Source organism: Salinivibrio sp. AR647 (assembly GCF_001995415.1).
Taxonomy (GTDB): Bacteria; Pseudomonadota; Gammaproteobacteria; order Enterobacterales; family Vibrionaceae; genus Salinivibrio; species Salinivibrio costicola.
In genome coordinates this window covers 1-18,107 of the sequence record NZ_MUFE01000005.1, presented here as the reverse complement: position 1 = coordinate 18,107, position 18,107 = coordinate 1, and the positions used below count along the sequence as shown (strand labels likewise).

The following is an 18,107-nucleotide window of genomic DNA, read 5'->3' as shown; positions in this document are numbered from 1 at the left end:
CAACCGGTATTAAGAAAACCTTAAGACACTCCCGTCATTTTGTGCGCCGCTTCCCAATTGATCAGCGCCCTCGCCACCTGAGCGTCGCACTGAAATTCAAAATGCCAGTTAAGCTGACTGGCAATGCGTTCAACAAGCTGTAGACCTAGGCCAAATCCGATCTGATTCTCGTCCACGCCTGAATCAATAGGGTTGGCAATCGAAAACTGCCCATTGGTGATCTTAATCTCAATCGCGCCGGGCGCACTGTAGGTGAGCGCATTGCGAATCAGGTTGGTACTCGCAATACGAAACAATTCCCTCTCGATACAAATAGGATCACTGTGATTATCGATATGGACAGTCACTGGCTTATGCGCTGCAAGATATGCCAGCTCATCCACGAGGGTTGCGCAAAGCGATCCTAAGTCGACCTTTGATTGACGAACCTTATCCGGATGTTGCCGTGCTAGCCAAAGCAGTGATTCAGACAGCGCCATCATATTAACGTTGGCACGCGAGGCACGCTGCAATGCCGGATAACTGGCATCCTTGTTATCGATACGCAGCGACAAAGTATCCAAGGATGCCTGCATGATCGCCAAGGGCGTGCGCAGTTCATGGCTGGCATGCTTTAAAAACTGCTGCTCCCGTTGGTTATACTCACGCACCTGTTGCAACGAGGCCATCAAGTGGTCGGCGATTTGGTTAACTTCACGTACCGAAAAGCGCACATCGATATCTTGATCCGGGTGTGTTTTTACCCGCGCTGACCATGCCACCAACTCTTTCAGTGGCTTTAATGCGTTGTTGAACAACAGCCCAATCACGGTGACAAGCACCAGCATAAAAGCGGCAATTAACACGCTGGCATCGGCCAAAGAGCGCTCGACAATCATGGCGGCTAATGCTTCGATTTTTTCTGCCGCTTCAAATTCGACTAGGTATAATCCTTGCGATAGATGCTGGTCGGAGTACAACAAATAACCATACTCACGCGCTCCACTAGAATTAATGCGCTGAATTTCAATCGGATCATCGGGTTGTATCGGCTCTGAGGAAAACAAATCACGCACCGATTTTGGGATAGACTGCCAATCTCGATACGCACTGACAGTGTCGCTTTGGGGTAATAGATAGTTAGGATCGGCGGTCAGCTTTTGCTCTAGTTTGATAGCATCGAGCCGCATGTAGTTTTTGCCTGCCTGACTGATTTGATAAAAACTAAACACGGTGACAAGCGCCAATAACCCGATAAAGATCGCCACCGCCATCAACACAAGCTGGCGGCGCGATTGTGCCGCGAGGCTTCGAACAAGACGTTGGCTCATACAGGCGGAGCCTCGGAAAGGGACAAACCAATGCCGACATGGGTGTGGATCAGCGTTTTTGTAAAGGGCTTATCAACTACTTTGCGCAAATGGTGAAGATGCACGTTAATGGTCCCTTGCCGCACATCCTCGCTGGCCCAAATCGCCTCTTCAATATCGCTTCTGGACACCACAGTGGGTGAGCGGCGCGCGAGTAGCAACAGAATGTTCCAACCGATAGGGGTCAGTTTAAGCGGCGTGTCACCGCGCGACGCGATATGCTCTTTGGGATAAATCGTCAGATCGGCAATGGTAATACATTCTCGCACCGGGTGATGACGCCGATGCAAGGCCTGTAAACGTGCGAGCAACAAAGGCATGGTGCAAGGTTTAACTACATAATCATCCACGCCGGCACGAAAGCCCTCAAGCTGGTCGGTTTCCGCATCACACGCAGTCAGCATTAACACCGGGGTATCAATGCCCTGTTCGCGCAGCTCACGACAAACCGCCATACCCTGTGTTTTGGGCAGCATATTATCGAGTATCACACAATCAAACGTCTGCTGGCTGGCAAGCTGAACACCGGTTTCGCCGTTATAGGCAAAATCACAGTCGATATGATGCAGCTCTAAATATTCTGAAATCGCGAGGCTAAGATCGTGGTCATCTTCAATGATGAGTATTTTCATGCGGCGTGCTCTTCTCTCCGTGTCGTTTTTAATCTACACGAATCCATTGGATAAAAAACACCCCTCTTAATGTCTCCCGATACAAAAAAAAGCGCCCGCAGGCGCTTTCATCGAAAGACTATCATATGACTTACTTTAACAACGCCAATACCGCATTGACGCACGCTTCAGACGATACTGGGTTTTGCCCAGTGACTAGGTTGCCATCGGTGACCACAAATGAGGTAAAATCATCCGCTTTTTCGTACATACCACCGTTTTCTTTGAGCATATCTTCCACTAAGAAAGGAACGACCTCGGTTAAGCCAACCGCGGCCTCTTCACCGTTGGTAAAGCCGGTGACTCGCTTGCCCTTTACTAACGGCTCGTCGCGATCTGAACGAGTATGGCGGAACACAGCCGGGCCATGACACACCGCACCGACAGGTTTGCCCTGGTAATAGAAGGTTTCGATCAATTGACGCGAGGTTGGATCTTCCGCCAAGTCCCACAATGGACCATGGCCGCCGGGATAGAAAATGGCGTCATATTCGTAAGCATTAATATCACTTAGCTTGACGGTATTATTAACCATGTCTTGTAGCTCAGCGTCCCCGTCAAAACGACGTGTTGAATCAGCCTGCGCATCTTCCGCCTCGCTATTCGGATCAATCGGTGCCTTGCCGCCTTTGGGACTGGCGACAACAATGCTTGCGCCGGCATCTTTAAACGCGTAATAAGGGGTCGTGAACTCTTCAAGCCAAAAGCCTGTCTGGTGACCCGTATCGCCCATGGCATCGTGGGATGTTAGCACCATCAAAATTTTATGTTGTTGCATCATCGCTCCTTCTTGTCACGCGTTTGGATGATATTTCATTCATTTACTCTGTATTGTCATTAGCTAGACTAACAGGCCAAAGAGGTAAACGTAATGGGTACCCGCTTAGATCAATACAATCAATTGACGGTTTATTTACTTTCCTAGTCTAACGCTGACCTAATACTAGCTCAGGAATGACAGCCTAACCTGCGCATTGCCTACAATAGTCTCATCCATTGCAGGCCATCGCCCGCATCGTTTCAGACTTAACATCGATACAATGAGGTCAACATGAAAAAAACATACCTACTCGCCCCTCTCGCACTCGTCGCCGTTTTAGTTGGCTGTGAACAACAAAAAAACGACCCTCAAGAGGGAAAGTCGCAAGTCGAATCTAGCGTAGAAAACGCCCAAACTGCAGTAAAAGAAAGCACCGAACAAGCATTAGACAGTGCGGAAACGGCTATCGACAACGCTGAGGATACGGTTTATGAAATGGCCGATCACCACAACGCCAAAACCTCACTTGACTGGAATGGTACCTACCAAGGCGTGATCCCTTGCGCCGATTGTGAAGGTATTGATACCACACTGACGCTTAACCAAGACAATACCTACGTTCTTAGCAAAACTTACTTGGGTAAACAGGGAGAAGCATTCAAGGAAGAAGGATCTTTTTCCTGGGATCAAACAGGCAGTGTCGTGATCCTTGAAGGCCTGACTGACAGCCCTAACCACTTCTTTGTGGCGGAAAACCAGGTGATCATGCAAGACATGAATGGCGAGACCATCGACGGCGATCTCGCTGATATGTACAAATTGAAAAAGCAGTAATGCGTCGAGCGCCTTATCGCTCACAACAAGCGGTAGGGCGTATTTTTTCTCCTTTAGCCCTAGAATGACACGCTCTCGCTGTTTTTTCTATCTTAATGCCGCGATTCACTCTCTTTTCTCCCCCACTGTTCGCACAATTTGTCACTTTAAGTGACAAATTTGTTGCCAATAAAACTTGACGATATTTCACTCTATGGTTTAACACTTAAATAGAGGCGAAACAAAATCTTATCCGGTTGGTGGTAAAAGCTCATATAAGAGAGCTGGACGCGGCAACCTGACACTACCTAGATTAGGACTGCGCACCAAACGAAAGCCTTCTCCGTTTGTTCGATAACGTGACCGAAAAACGGCACCTTTCTGCACCGGTAATCGTGCTTGATCCAAGTTCGATTACCGGTCAGTAGTACGTTTTATAAGCACCACCGTCGTGGGATTGAACAGGAGTCAGCGTATGAGCGACGTTGTATTGAAGTTTTCATACGAAGAATACAGCGCCCGTTTAGCCAAGGTCCGCTATGCCATGGAAGAGAACGATATCGATACCTTGCTGGTACACGATCCATCGAATATGGCGTGGCTGACAGGCTATGATGGCTGGTCTTTTTATGTGCCCCAGTGTGTCGTGATTGGTTCGACCGGCGATCCGTTATGGTTTGGTCGTATCCAAGACGCCAATGGTGCGCTGCGGACTGTTTACATGAGCGCTGAATGCATCACCTATTACCCTGACCACTATGTCATGAATCCACCGCTCCACCCTATGGAGTACCTTTGCAATTATGTCCTGGCAGAAAACTACTGGGATCGCGGCCGGATTGGGGTAGAAAAAGATAATTATTACTTCAGTGCCACCGCGTTCGAATCTCTCAAAGAAAATCTACCGATGGCAACCCTGGTGGACACCACCGGGCTAGTTAACTGGTGTCGCGCGGTCAAATCTAATCAAGAACTCACGTATATGCACACCGCTGCACGTATTGTGGAGAATATGCACCGCGTGGCCTTTGAGATGATAGAACCCGGCTTGCCCAAACATTTATTGGTAGCCGAAATAAATAAACACGCGGTCGTCGGTCATGATGGTCACTTTGGCGATTACGCCGCCATTGTGCCTATGTTGCCATCTGGCGGCGATGCGGCAGCGCCTCACTTAACCTGGGATGACCGCCCATTTAAGCGTGGTGAGGGGACATTTTTTGAAATCGCTGGCGTGCATCGTCGCTATCACTGCCCGTTGTCACGCACCATCTTTTTGGGTGAACCTGGCGATGAGTTCAAACGCGCCGATGAAGCGCTACAAGCAGGACTTGAAGCTGGTCTCGCGGTTGCCAAACCGGGTAATACCTGTGGCGACATTGCCAATGCCCTTAACGACGCGCTATTGCGGTACGGGTTCGATCGTGAAGGGGCGCGCTGTGGCTACCCTATCGGGCTAAGTTATCCCCCTGACTGGGGCGAGCGCACCATGAGCTTGCGCCCGAGTGATCAAACGATCCTGCGCGAAGGCATGACCTTCCACTTCATGCCTGGGCTTTGGATGAAAGATTGGGGGATAGAAACGACCGAGAGCATCATTATCACTCAAGAAGGGGCACAAACCTTGTGTGACTTGCCACGGCAGCTATTTGTAAAACATTAGTTGTAAAACACTGGCGTTTCGTGGATAGGTGCTACACTCATAACATCATGATTTAAAATCACTCTTATAGGCTTGGCACCTAGGCCGCCAACGGTGAAAAACGTCAATACATACCAAAAGCGGTCGCCACGTCCAAGACTGCAGCGAGAGTGAGAACGGTTATAGCAAGGAGCAGTTATGGAGCCAACAGCCATTGAAGCCACAGTCGATTTTCACGCGGACGGTGTACAACATGGATTTCTCAAACTGCCCCATTCCCACGATCAATCCGCTTGGGGCTGTGTGACGATTCCCATTACCGTGATTAAAAATGGTGAAGGTAAAACCGCGTTGCTCACTGGCGGCAACCACGGGGATGAGTATGAAGGTATTACGGCATTACTCAATACATGCCATCAGCTTATACCAAGCAACATTAAAGGTCGGGTGATTATTTTACCCATGATGAATGCCCCTGCGGTAACAGCAGGCACACGCACCTCACCTTGGGATCAAGGCAACATGAACCGTGCCTTCCCAGGCTCCCCGACCGGCAGTGTCACCGAGCAAATTGCGGACTATTTTACCCGTTATTTGATCCCGCAATGTGATACCGCCTTAGATATTCACTCAGGCGGTAAAACCTTAGATCTTATTCCCTATGCTGCCTCACATCGGTTAGAAAACCTGCAACAAGCCGATGCCTGTGCCGAGGGGGCTCGCCTGTTTGGAGCGCCGTATCAAGTGCAAACCACCGAAATGGACGCCACCAGCATGTATGACACTGCCGTCGAGCAACAAGGCAAAGTGTTTGTTACCACCGAGCTGGGTGGCGGCGGCACCAGTACACCTGAATCGATCGCGATTACCCAACGCGGCATTCATAATTTTTTAGTGTTTTCAGGTATTTTACAAGACGACTATCGCCATCCACCGGCTACGCCCGTCAAGCTCGAACTACCCGATAAACACTGCTATGTACAAAGTGAGCATGCCGGCATTATTGAGTTCTGTGTACACTTGGGCGATACCATCAAGCAAGGGGATTTGATTGGTAAAGTGCATAATATCGAGCGTACTGGCACCGAACCCGTTCCCTACTATGCCGAACGCGATGGCATTTTACTGGCCAAACGCCATCTCGGGCGGATTTATATCGGTGATACCTTTGCAGTCATTGCCGAACCTGTATGACGGAGGTGAGATGAAGCTCGATAAATTTGATATCAAAATCCTACACATTTTGCAGCAAGATGGGCGCATCACCAAGTCGAACCTCGCGCACGCCATCAACCTATCCGTAAGCCCTTGTTGGGAAAGAGTAAAACGGCTCGAGCAAGCGGGCGTCATTGAAGGCTACGGCGCGCGTATTAACCCTGATGCCGTGATCAAGCTCAATACCGTATTAGTTGAAATCACTCTCGGCCAACATGATGTGCAGAGCTTTCAACGCTTTGAACGCGCCATGCAAGCTTGTGAGGATGTCAAAGAATGCTGGGCCACAGGCGGCGGGATTGACTATATCGTTCGGCTTGGCGTCACCGATATCGACTACTATCAACGCTTGATTGACCGGTGGCTTACTGATGATCTTGGTATCAAACAGTACTACACCTATATCGTCACCAAACAAGTGAAACGTCCCGCCCTCACGCTCCCGCTCGAGGCTCCTGACACCGCCGCGAATGGATAAGCCTGCAGAAAATTTTATTCGGTAAAAGGTAGGGTTCAGAAAAAAACACCGTTTTATGGTCGTCTAACAAAAAACCTCTTTTCGATAAGTTGCATACAGTAAGAGTAAGCAAACGCTGATAGGCAGCGTGGCGATTTTGTCAGAGGAGGGAGTATGACCGTATTCCAATCACGTGATCTTCACTACACAGGATCAGCGGCCAATACACTACGTCACGATGCGACCGGTAAAGCAAGCGCCGATGTGCTCGCGTATCTTGACGATCAGCGCCTATTTCGGCAACTGGCGTATTGCAATGGCAAATGGGTCAATGGCGAGTCCGATACGCCAATTTTAAACCCCGCAACCGGCGAAGTGTTGGGCTACACCGCTGCCTTGAGTGCCGCACAAGTGAACCAAACCATTGATGATGCCGAAGCGGCTTTTCACCTGTGGCGCGCCGAGTCAGCCGAGACACGGGCAAAACGGCTAATGCGGTGGCATGATCTGATCATGGAAAATCAACACGATCTTGCTCACCTCATGGTGCTCGAACAAGGCAAAACCTTGCGCGATGCCGAGGGCGAGGTGGAGTACGGGGCCTCATTCATTCACTGGTTTGCTGAAGAGGCTAAGCGGGTATATGGCGACACCATGCCTAGCCACATTCCCAATGCGCACCTAGCGACATTACGTGAACCTATTGGCGTGGCCGCCTTGATCACGCCATGGAATTTTCCCAATGCCATGATCACGCGCAAAGCCGCTGCCGCACTCGCCATTGGCTGCAGCGTGATAGTTAAACCCGCAGAAGAAACGCCCTTCTCTGCACTCGCATTAGCCGAGCTTGCTGAGCGTGCGGGGATCCCTGCCGGCGTGTTTAATATCATTTTAGGCGATCCTCCCATGGTCTCAGCACAATTGTGTCAAAGTGAAAAAGTCAAAGCGCTCAGCTTTACCGGCTCTACCCGTGTTGGCCGGCTACTGCTAGAACAAAGCTCCCAAACCGTAAAAAAATGCGCCATGGAGCTTGGGGGAAATGCGCCCTTTATTGTGCTGCCTGATATGGATATTCAACAAGCCGCGCGCGCCGCTATCGATGCAAAATTCCAAACGTCAGGCCAAGATTGCCTGGCGGCGAATAAAATTTTAGTGCCACATGACAAACATCAAGCATTCGTCGATGCCTTTGCCGCACTGATGGATGAACTTGAAGTAGGCAATGGTCTATTGCCAAGCACAGACATTGGCCCATTAATTTCACGCCGTGCGGTCGAGAAAGCGCAATCGCTCGTCGATGATGCCATTGCCAAAGGGGCAACTGTGATGGGCGGCAAATTAAATCCCAACCTGGGTGAGAACTTCTTTGCGCCTACGCTTATCACCAAGGTGACGCCGGAGATGTTGGTCTATCAAGAAGAAACTTTCTGTCCCGTCGCTGCTGTGATTGCCTACGATGACTTAGACGAAGCCATCGCCATGGGCAACGATACCGAATATGGCTTATCAGCGTATGTGTATGGCCATGATATTCGAGATATTTGGCGCTGTCTGCGCGGCTTAGAAGTCGGGATGGTCAGTGTCAATTCAGTGAAAATGACCGGCCACCCGATTCCATTTGGTGGCGTCAAGCAGTCGGGCTTAGGCCGAGAAGGAAGCCGTTACGGCATCGACGAATTTAGTGAAATCAAATACTACTGTTTAGGTGGCCTGCCCACGGTAAGCGGCAGTTAACAAGGGTTTGCTGACGGATAAGGAGACTGATCATGCGTCCAGAAACAAAAGCGTTGCTAGAAAAAGACAGAAATACCGTGTTCCATCCCTCTACGCACCTCAAGCAGTATGCGCATGGCGAAATGCCTGGCCGAGTGATCGCGTCAGGTAAAGGGATCCGGATCACCGATTCTGAAGGCATTGAGCTGATTGACGGCTTCGCGGGCTTGTATTGCGTGAATATCGGCTATGGCCGTGAAGAAATGGCAGAAGCCATCTACGAGCAAGCGAAAAAGCTCGCCTACTATCATACCTATGTTGGCCACACCAATGAGGCTTTGGTGACCTTATCAGACCGCTTAATCAACATGGCGCCTGGCATGAGTAAGGTGTACTACGGTATGTCGGGGAGTGATGCCAATGAAACCCAGCTTAAAATTGTTTGGTATTACAATAACGCCCGCGGTAAACCCGAGAAAAAGAAAATTATCTCACGCGACCGGGGCTACCATGGCTCTAGTGTGGCGTCCGGCTCACTAACCGGCCTGCCTTTGTTCCATGCGCACTTTGATTTACCGATTGAACGCATCAAACACACGATGGCGCCCTACTACTATCGCCGTGAAGACAGTGGTATGACAGAGCCAGAGTTCGCACAACACTGCGCGGATGAACTGGAAAAAATGATCTTGGCTGAAGGCCCCGATACCGTCGCCGCCATGATTGCCGAACCTGTACTCGGTACCGGTGGTATCGTACCGCCCCCCGAGGGCTACTGGGCGGCCATTCGTAAAGTGCTGGATAAATATGACGTACTGCTGATCGCCGATGAAGTGGTGTGTGGCTTTGGCCGAATTGGCAGTGATTTTGGATCGATTTATTACGACATGAAACCCGATCTTATCACAGTCGCCAAAGGGCTAACGTCTGCGTATCAGCCACTGTCTGGGGTTATGGTTGGGCATCGCGTCTGGGAGGTGCTTGAAGATGGTACCGATACGTGGGGCGCCATTGGTCATGGCTATACCTACTCTGGGCATCCATTGGGCGCCGCGGCAGCACTGTGTAATCTTGATATCATTGAGCGCGAGAATCTGACTCAGAACGCCGCAACCACGGGCGAATATCTGCAAATGAAAATGAAAGCCGCCTTTGCCGATCACCCATTAATTGGCGATAGCCGCGGAGTGGGGTTACTGCATGCGCTGGAGTTCTCGCCTGACCGCGCCCATCGCAGTCACTTTGATCCCAGCCTAAAAGTGGGGCCACAAGTGGCGGCTGCGTGTTTAGAGCAAGGGCTAATTGCGCGCGCGATGCCACATGGCGATATTCTCGGCTTTGCGCCCCCACTGGTGGTGACGCCCAATGAAGTGGACGATATCGTCGCAAAAGCCAAAGTGGCGGTCGATAAGGTAATGGATAAACTGGTCACCAGCGGGCAGTGGCAACCTAAATAGCACCTCCCGAGGAAGGCCAGATATAAAAAAAGCGCCGACATTCGGCGCTTTTTCTTTAAGCTATGTATGACGCCATTAATTGGCCGTCGCAGGCTCTAGCGCCAGGTTCGCTTCTTTTTCTTTTTGCATCCGCATCACGGCTATTGGGCCGGTGATAAAGGTAAATGCAATCAAGAAAGACACAGGCACTGCAGTGATCACAATGAACGACTGGAGCGCGTTCAAACCACCGTCTCCGGCGAGCAGAAGCACACCAGCGACCACGCCCATCACAATCGCCCAGAACAGGCGATGTTTACGGGTTGGTTGGTTATCACCAGATACAGCCATCGCAATCGAATACGCCATTGAATCGCCAGTGGTTGCCACAAATGTCGTGGTAAGCAACATAAACGCTGGGATCAGAATCACGCTGTAAGGCAGCTGTGACAGTGACGCAATCAAAATCGCGGGTAAGCCGGCATCCGCCATGGGACCAGAAATACTACCGGGTGATTGCAACTCATAGAAGATACCGGTACCGCCCAATACTGAGAACCAGAAGTTAGTGGCAATTGGGGCACAAATCGCAACAGCGAAAATTAGCTCACGAATCGAACGGCCTTTAGAAATGCGCGCAATGAAGATAGCCATCATCGGAGCAAAACCAATAAACCAGCCCCAGAAGAACCAGGTCCACCATGCGTTCCAGCCACCATTATCGGTATTCAGTGCGAGAGTATGCATGTTGTTCAGGTAGTAGCTAAAGCCCGAGCCAAATTGCTCAAAGATAAAGCCGGTAGGACCGAGCACGATAACCGCACCAAGTAACACTGCGGCGCCGATAACGTTCATACGGCTCAGCCATTGCAAACCTTTATCCATACCGGTAAACGCAGAGATGGAATAAATAGCCACGACAGCCGCCAAGATCAGCATTTGCATCGGCATGGTATTTTCAATGCCCACAAAGCTTTCCAAGCTATAACCCAACTGGGTTGCTAAGAAGCCAATTGGACCAATGGTTCCGGCAGCTACGGCAATGATCGAACAAGCGTCGATCACAGAGCCAAGCCAGTGATTTTCTAGCTTGTCACCGAGCAAAGGGTACAAGAGTGCACGAGGACGCAAGCGTACGCCTGCCTGGTGGTGCGCATACATCAGTACAATCGTCGCCAAGGTGCCTAATACCGCCCAGGCTAAGAAGCCCCAGTGGAAAAAGCTTTGGCTTAACGCAGGGGCGACGGTCTCCATCACACCCGCTTCCATCTCACCCAGTGCTGGTGGTGGCGTCATGAAGTGATAGATAGGCTCAGCCGCTGACCAAAAGACACCACCGCCGGCAAGCAGGGTACACATGATCATCGCAACCCAACGAAAACGGCTCATTGAGACGGTATCGGTGGCGCCAAGTTTCAATTTACCAAATTTACTGCCGCCAATAGCTAGCGCCAATACGAAATTGATGACCATTAGCCACTGCCACCAATAACCAAAAAGGTTGGCAGACTCAGAGAATAGAGACTGGATCACAGAGGAAAAATGTTTTAGGTCAAACAGGGCAAAGGCAAGAAATACAGCGACAAAGCCGATAGTAAATACGGCAACAAGTCGGTCGTTATTTTGTGTAGATTTAAGCATTAGTTCGCTCACAAGGTGTGTGAGGGATGGGACTCTATCAGTGTGGCGAATGAATGACCAGAACAAATTGACTCATAGGGATGGAATAGAAACCGTGACAGACATCACTTATTCAGATTTGGCGGGGGCTGAATAGGTTTATGACATTTTTATTAAATGCACAAAAAGCCACCAGCTTGTGACCTATCAAGCTGGTTCTGCGCTTTTTTGTTTTTTCGTCGTCTTACCTGTCTCTAGGATTTTTTTATGCAACACTATCGTCGCGCGATACAGTTTGGGGTGAACTTGTGCATCGCCTCTTTTAGCACGGTTGCAGGTAGAAATCACCGCAGCAGTAATACAAGCCGCCACTTTTAACTGCCCAAGCTGGTAGGCATAGCTAGCGACTTTAACTGCCATAAAGACGGATTGATCGCTGTGCTTATAGTTACGTACCGCGAACTTCTCAAAGCGGAGAAAATCCTTGTGATAACTTTTGAGGATCCGATTGATGTGGCGATCATAGTAATTTTTGTATTTGGCGTAGCTCCCTTTCGGATTACTCGCCACGATGTCTCTCACCCAGACAGACGCTTGCAGCTGTTCTTTTTCAAATAAGCCACTCAGCCAGGCAAACATATAACCTCCCTACTGCTAGCTTAGCCGCTTTATTCTACTTAATTTGCGCGACTAATCTATCAAAAGAAAGTGCTAAGTGGTTGAGTGGCGGTTATTTAACCAGCAGTAAGAATGGCTGTTCAGGCTTGGGTATTGATGGTGATGGTATACGTCGCATCACCTACAGGTAGCATATGGAGGATCTGCTCTCCTAACTCTGGATGACTGAGCAAATAATTTCCCTGAGGAAAGCGCGTGTCTTCAGGACCTTTTAATACCAAACTGAAATTCTCGACGTAATGGTCGTTTACTTCATCGCCATGACCAGGATGGGTATCAACACGAACAAGCGTCATAGCATATTCAGTATCTGTTCCGTCAATAAGCGTAATCGACTGATCGATCAACTCACTGACATGCTGACAAGATAGTACATTCATCGGCCCTCCCGCGTTCCGTTACTGCGTATTTACGCCTTTTCTCTCTCACCATCAAGATTAGAAGAAAAATCCGACAATGCACAACAGCTTAGTGCTTTTCGGACTTAAAATACGGGAAATATCACTCAGGCTGGGTGATGTTGCGTTAAATCCCCTTGCTGTATCCCCTGATAAAAAAATCACACACAACACTAGACGACCGGTCTAATCTTCATTATGCTACACCACATGAAATCAAGTAGCACATTAGAACACACCAGCCACAACGCTACCCACCAGCATTTGCTGGATACGGGTGTTAATGTAATGGCGCAGTTTGGCTTTAGTGGTGTGGGTCTTAGCGCAATACTGAAACAAGCCGGCGTCCCGAAAGGGTCGTTTTACCATTATTTTTCTTCAAAAGAGCAATTTGGTCAGGCGGTATTGCAGCACTATTTTTCGCGTTATTTAGCGGAAGTAAACAGTTTGCTGTCAGACACTACGCTGCCGCCTATTACGCGAGTTCATCGCTACTTTACCCTTTGGCAGGCCCAGTACTGCAGTATGGATCCCGTTCAAACTTGCTTGGTCGTTAAGCTAAGCGCCGAGGTGGCAGATCTTTCCGAGCCCATGCGGCTTGCGTTGCGTGATGGCACCGACAAACTGATTGGTAGCTTAGCGAGTGCACTCGCGCTCGACGAAAGCAATTTTAACCATGACAACGCCTTAACCACGGCGACGACGCTTTACCAGCTATGGTTAGGGGCAACACTGTTAACAAAACTGCACCGTAATGACAGCCATCTAGCGCAGGCGATGACCATTACGCAACAAAAACTCGGCTTGGCTGACTAGTATAAAAGTCAAACGAACAAACGCAGCATACGAGGAACAACGATGAGGTGCTAGTGAGCATTTCATTTCCGGTTTTTTGATAAAACAAGCATTTCAACAAGACCCGCCAAGGCGGGTTTTAAATAAACGTTAACTAGACGACCGGTCTAATCAAACGAGAAAACTGATTGACTGACAACAATGAAAAGGAAGGATGAGCAATGAACAACTTTGAGTTCTACAATCCCACACGTATCGTTTTTGGCGAAGGTAAAATTGCCGAGCTGGATCGGCTCATCCCAGCCGCAGCAAAAGTTTTGGTTCTTTTCGGTGGCCAGAGTGCACGCAAAACCGGCACCTTAGGTGAAGTTGAACAAGCACTTGGCGAGCGTCAATTTGGCCTGTTCAGTGGTATTGAGCCTAACCCACGCTACGACACGCTAATGAAAGCGGTCGAAAAAGTGCGTGAAGAAGGCTACGACTATCTGCTCGCTGTCGGCGGTGGATCAGTGATCGACGGCACCAAATTTGTTGCAGCAGCAGCGAAATACGATGGCGATGCATGGGACATTCTCACCAGCATGGGCAGCAAAATCGAAGCCGCACTGCCATTTGGCACCGTGCTCACCTTGCCTGCTACTGGCTCAGAAATGAACAAGGGCTCGGTAGTCAATCGCGAGTCAATGCAAGCGAAATTGCCGTTTATGAGCGAATTGGTGTTTCCACAATTCTCAGTGTTGGATCCGGTAAAAACCTATACCTTACCTATCCGTCAAGTCGGCAACGGTGCCGTTGATGCGTTTGTTCACGTGGTTGAGCAATACCTCACTTATCCAGCTAACGCGCCGGTACAAGACAGATTCGCCGAAGGCCTGCTACAAACCTTGATCGAGCTTGGCCCACAAGCGCTGGAAACCCCGGAAGATTACAACATCCGTGCCAGCTTGATGTGGACCGCGACTCTCGCGCTGAATGGTTTGATTGGCGTGGGTGTACCACAAGATTGGTCAACCCATATGCTTGGTCACGAGCTGACTGCCCAACATGGTTTGGACCATGCACAAACCCTCGCGGTTGTGTTGCCGGCAATGTTGAATGAGAAGTTTGAGCAAAAACAAGCCAAGCTCGCACAATTTGCTGAGCGTGTCTGGCATATTGAGCAAGGCAGCGAAGCAGAAAAGGCTCAACAAGCGATTGAGAAAACCCGCGATTTCTTTGAGCGCATGAACGTGAAAACACGCATGAGCGACTATGACTTGGACGAAAGCGCGATTGAACCATTGATTGAAAGCTTAACTCAGCACGGCATGACTCAGCTCGGTGAGCACGGCGATGTGACCCCTGATGTTTGCCGCCGCGTGCTGCAAGCCGCGCTTTAATTCCCGTACTGAATAAGGGAGGACACACATGTCATCACCAATGAACCAACGTTTTGTTCTTGCATCGCGCCCCGTGGGGGCGCCTACTGCAGAGAACTTCCGCTTAGAAGAAGTGGATATTCCTGCTCTCGGCAACCATGACGTTTTAATTGAAAACCACCACTTATCTATCGACCCATACATGCGCGGTCGTATGAGTGATGCAAAATCGTACGCCGAGCCGGTGGCAATTGATGGCCTAATGGTCGGTGCTACCGTGGGTAAAGTGCTGGAGTCTAACCATGCCGATTACCACCCGGGTGATTGGGTACTCGCTTACAAAGGTTGGGAAACGCATTCAGTTGTAAACGGTGATACGCTGATCAAACTCAATCCGGATCTGGCGCCGGTTTCTTACGCGCTCGGTATCTTAGGGATGCCAGGCTTTACCGCTTACATGGGCTTACTGGATATTGGCCAGCCCCAAGAAGGCGATACCCTAGTGGTTGCGGCGGCAACCGGTCCCGTCGGCGCAACCGTTGCGCAAATTGGTAAGCTAAAAGGTTGCCACGTAGTAGCGATTGCCGGTGGCGAAGAAAAATGTCAATACGCACGTGAAAACCTCAACGTTGACGCCTGTATCGACCACAAAGCAGACAACTTTGCCGAGCAACTCGCTGAAGCCTGCCCTCAAGGCATTGATATCTATTTTGAAAACGTCGGGGGCAAAGTGTTTGATGGTGTAATGCCACTGCTCAACACCGGTGCTCGCATTCCAGTGTGTGGATTGGTGTCACAGTACAACAACACTGCCTTGCCCGATGGCCCAGATCGCCTCTCACAGTTGATGGGCACCATCTTGGTTAAGCGCTTAACCATCAAAGGTTTTATTATCTTTGATGACTATGCGCACCGCTACCCTGAGTTCGCGCATGATATGGCCAAATGGGTCGGCGAAGGCCAAATTCATTACCGTGAACACGCGGTGGATGGCTTTGAGCAAGCGCCGCAAGCACTGATTGATGTGCTAGAAGGCCGTAACTTCGGCAAGATGGTCGTCAATATCAAATAAAGCTCGCACGCTTTATTTCGCAATACCGAAAACCCTGCCTCCCCCTTAGCGATGGATAGCTAAGGGGGTTTTTATATGCTTATTACGTGTACTTTTTCACATATGCTTTTTCTCACCACATAAATGCACACTGAGGGCTACACTGATGAGAGATGGCTTAATCATCATTGCTGAGCTTAGATAATACTGGCAGTAATAGGCGATCTGTGCGCACGGCAGCCAGTCGAGAAGAAAGGATGTATCTCCAATGCCCACTCCTACCCCAACAATCCGTCACCAAATTGCTTTCGGTCTCGCGCTTGTTCTCGTCATGGCGCTACTCACAATCTATGCGGTGGTCGAATGGAGAGTAAAGCCCGATTTGATTGACCAGCGACACCAAAAAATCGCCATAAGTCAGCATAGCCTCATAGACTTGCTCGATGCCAAACTCGGACAGATCGAACTGTTAACCAGTACGATCGCTTTAAAGAGCACCAACCTTCCCAAGGACGAAGCGCTATTCCGCAGCCTCTTTCCCCCGATCTTTAACAATCATGGCGATCCCACGATTGTCGGTGGGGGGATCTGGCCGGAGCCCAACACCTTCACACCGGGCGTAGAACGACGTAGTTTTTTTTGGGGCCGCGCAGGACCCGATATGGAATACTATGATGATTACAACAACCCTGATGGCAAGGGTTACCATAATGAACGCTGGTACCTAGCAGGAAAACAAGCACCTATCGATCGCTGCCGTTGGTCCAACGCCTATATCGACCCGTTTACCAAAGAGCCCATGATTACCTGTACCGTGCCCATGAAAGAAAACGATCGCTTTATTGGGGTGGCAACGGTCGACATGAGGCTGAGCGGCATTGCCGACATTCTGTCTCGTTATGGCAAAGAAAACGATGGCTATGTGTTCGCCTTGGACGCTGATAACAAAGCAATAAGCTTCCCCGAAACAGCGGTAACATTTAATCCTTATCGAAATACGCTGCGAACGGTTACCGAGTTAGAGCAAGCGCTCCCTTGGCTACAAGAAGCGTTGCAGGCAAGTCAATCTCTCCAAGATAGTCAACTGATCACGATAAAGAACGACGGCGTGCTAAACGAAGCCGCTTACGTTCATATTATTAAATACCCTCAAACCGATTGGGTGATCGGTCTCGTCGTGCCCAAAAGCAAAATGACAGCGGCTGCCGATAGCATGGGACTGTTCCTGATGTTCGCCATTGGCGGGCTGTTGCTCGTTGTGGGAATTATCGCCGCGATTACCGCTCGCAACCTATTAGGTAAAATTCAACAGACCACCCAGCAAATCCGAGAGCTCATTGAAGGTGAAACCACCCAAGAGTTGGCGGTAGGTAAGATGAACGAGGTAGGCGAATTGCGCCAAGCCGTTAACGCGTACGGTGAAAAACTTAAGTCACTACTTAGACGACTCGAAGCGATTCAAGAGGAATTGGTTCAGAATGAAAAGTTGGCATCACTCGGCTCGTTGGTCTCTGGCGTGGCGCATGAGTTGAATACACCCATCGGTAACGCCCGGATGTCTTCCACCTCGATACTCGATACCAAACACGAATTCGTTCACAAACTCGAGCAGCCAATCACCCGCGACGACCTCGATCAGTTTCTCAACCATGTTGAAGACGGGACACGTATTATTGAACGTAATATGTTACGGGCCTCCGAATTAATTCGTGCCTTTAAGCAACTCGCGGTGGATCAAACCAGTGACCACAGACGCGACTTTGAACTACATCTGTTGATGAACGAAGTCCTTCTCTCGATGCGACCGACACTTCAGCGCGCGCCGCACCAGCTCGAAGTCGCTATTCCAGCGGGTATTCTGCTTAACAGCTACCCGGGTGCACTCACCCAAACGTTGATCAACTTAATCAATAATGCGTTAATTCATGCGTTTATCGGGCGTGACGCTGGGCACATACACATCATAGTCACCATGGCGACAACCGAGAGTGTGAGTATCCGCATACATGATGATGGCGCAGGGATGACGCCCGAAGTACAAAAACGTATTTTTGATCCCTTTTACACCACCCGACTCGGGCAGGGTGGGTCGGGGCTTGGCTTACATATCACCTTCAACCTCGTAACCGGCATCCCCGGTGGTCGCATTGA

The 18,107-nt window shown here is 49.8% G+C and carries 16 protein-coding genes; 10 read left to right on the top strand and 6 right to left on the bottom strand.

Annotation, left to right across the window (positions count from 1 at the left end):
- Positions 1-20 precede the first annotated feature (20 nt).
- The 3 genes from BZG76_RS06905 to BZG76_RS06895 all read right to left on the bottom strand — a co-directional run bounded on the left by BZG76_RS06905 (position 21) and on the right by BZG76_RS06895 (position 2,798).
- Positions 21-1,310: a sensor histidine kinase gene (locus BZG76_RS06905; protein ID WP_077460680.1), complete on the bottom strand. Its 1,290-nt coding sequence runs from the start codon at positions 1,308-1,310 to the stop codon at positions 21-23.
- Complete coding sequence (locus BZG76_RS06900; RefSeq protein WP_077460679.1) at positions 1,307-1,981, bottom strand: response regulator transcription factor; 675 nt, start codon at positions 1,979-1,981, stop codon at positions 1,307-1,309. The genes BZG76_RS06905 and BZG76_RS06900 overlap by 4 nt, the downstream gene beginning before the upstream one ends.
- 130 nt (positions 1,982-2,111) lie before the next feature.
- Complete coding sequence (locus tag BZG76_RS06895; protein ID WP_077460678.1) at positions 2,112-2,798, bottom strand: type 1 glutamine amidotransferase domain-containing protein; 687 nt, start codon at positions 2,796-2,798, stop codon at positions 2,112-2,114.
- Between the two features lie 273 nt (positions 2,799-3,071).
- Between BZG76_RS06895 and BZG76_RS06890 the strand changes: the two genes are divergently transcribed.
- The 6 genes from BZG76_RS06890 (at position 3,072) to BZG76_RS06865 (ending at position 10,077) form a co-directional block, all read left to right on the top strand.
- A complete protein-coding gene (locus BZG76_RS06890) occupies positions 3,072-3,614 on the top strand; it encodes a copper resistance protein NlpE (RefSeq protein WP_077460677.1) in 543 nt (180 codons plus the stop codon).
- Between the two features lie 454 nt (positions 3,615-4,068).
- Positions 4,069-5,256 carry a M24 family metallopeptidase gene (locus BZG76_RS06885; RefSeq protein ID WP_021023431.1) on the top strand — a complete coding sequence of 396 codons (1,188 nt, stop codon included), beginning with the start codon at positions 4,069-4,071 and terminating at the stop codon, positions 5,254-5,256.
- Positions 5,257-5,433: 177 nt separating this feature from the next.
- Positions 5,434-6,429, top strand: coding sequence for a N(2)-acetyl-L-2,4-diaminobutanoate deacetylase DoeB (doeB, locus tag BZG76_RS06880; RefSeq protein ID WP_021023430.1), 996 nt, complete (start codon positions 5,434-5,436; stop codon positions 6,427-6,429).
- 10 nt (positions 6,430-6,439) lie between these two features.
- Positions 6,440-6,928, top strand: a complete 489-nt coding sequence (locus tag BZG76_RS06875; protein ID WP_077460676.1) for an Lrp/AsnC family transcriptional regulator — start codon at positions 6,440-6,442, stop codon at positions 6,926-6,928.
- Between the two features lie 153 nt (positions 6,929-7,081).
- Positions 7,082-8,641 (top strand): NAD-dependent succinate-semialdehyde dehydrogenase, encoded by a 1,560-nt coding sequence (locus BZG76_RS06870; protein WP_077460675.1) that lies wholly within the window; start codon positions 7,082-7,084, stop codon positions 8,639-8,641.
- A gap of 32 nt (positions 8,642-8,673) precedes the next feature.
- A complete protein-coding gene (locus BZG76_RS06865; protein ID WP_077460674.1) occupies positions 8,674-10,077 on the top strand; it encodes an aspartate aminotransferase family protein in 1,404 nt (467 codons plus the stop codon).
- A gap of 75 nt (positions 10,078-10,152) precedes the next feature.
- Here the strand turns inward: BZG76_RS06865 and BZG76_RS06860 are convergent, their stop codons facing one another.
- The 3 genes from BZG76_RS06860 to BZG76_RS06850 all read right to left on the bottom strand — a co-directional run bounded on the left by BZG76_RS06860 (position 10,153) and on the right by BZG76_RS06850 (position 12,734).
- The gene (locus tag BZG76_RS06860) at positions 10,153-11,697 is read right to left on the bottom strand and encodes a BCCT family transporter (RefSeq protein WP_021023426.1); all 1,545 of its coding nucleotides are present in this window, start codon (positions 11,695-11,697) and stop codon (positions 10,153-10,155) included.
- Positions 11,698-11,883: 186 nt separating this feature from the next.
- Positions 11,884-12,315, bottom strand: coding sequence for a hypothetical protein (locus BZG76_RS06855; protein ID WP_077460673.1), 432 nt, complete (start codon positions 12,313-12,315; stop codon positions 11,884-11,886).
- Between the two features lie 119 nt (positions 12,316-12,434).
- Positions 12,435-12,734 (bottom strand): DUF6916 family protein, encoded by a 300-nt coding sequence (locus BZG76_RS06850; protein WP_021023424.1) that lies wholly within the window; start codon positions 12,732-12,734, stop codon positions 12,435-12,437.
- Between the two features lie 228 nt (positions 12,735-12,962).
- Here BZG76_RS06850 and BZG76_RS06845 point away from each other — a divergent pair, with 228 nt between their 5' ends.
- From BZG76_RS06845 to BZG76_RS06830, 4 genes are all read left to right on the top strand, one after another.
- Positions 12,963-13,568, top strand: a complete 606-nt coding sequence (locus BZG76_RS06845; RefSeq protein ID WP_108743655.1) for a TetR/AcrR family transcriptional regulator — start codon at positions 12,963-12,965, stop codon at positions 13,566-13,568.
- 200 nt (positions 13,569-13,768) lie between these two features.
- A complete protein-coding gene (locus tag BZG76_RS06840; RefSeq protein WP_021023422.1) occupies positions 13,769-14,926 on the top strand; it encodes an iron-containing alcohol dehydrogenase in 1,158 nt (385 codons plus the stop codon).
- A 28-nt stretch (positions 14,927-14,954) separates the two neighbouring features.
- A complete protein-coding gene (locus BZG76_RS06835; protein WP_077460671.1) occupies positions 14,955-15,977 on the top strand; it encodes an NADP-dependent oxidoreductase in 1,023 nt (340 codons plus the stop codon).
- A 247-nt stretch (positions 15,978-16,224) separates the two neighbouring features.
- Positions 16,225-18,107 (top strand): sensor histidine kinase (locus BZG76_RS06830; protein ID WP_131825317.1); only part of this gene is annotated, 1,883 nt, incomplete at its 3' end.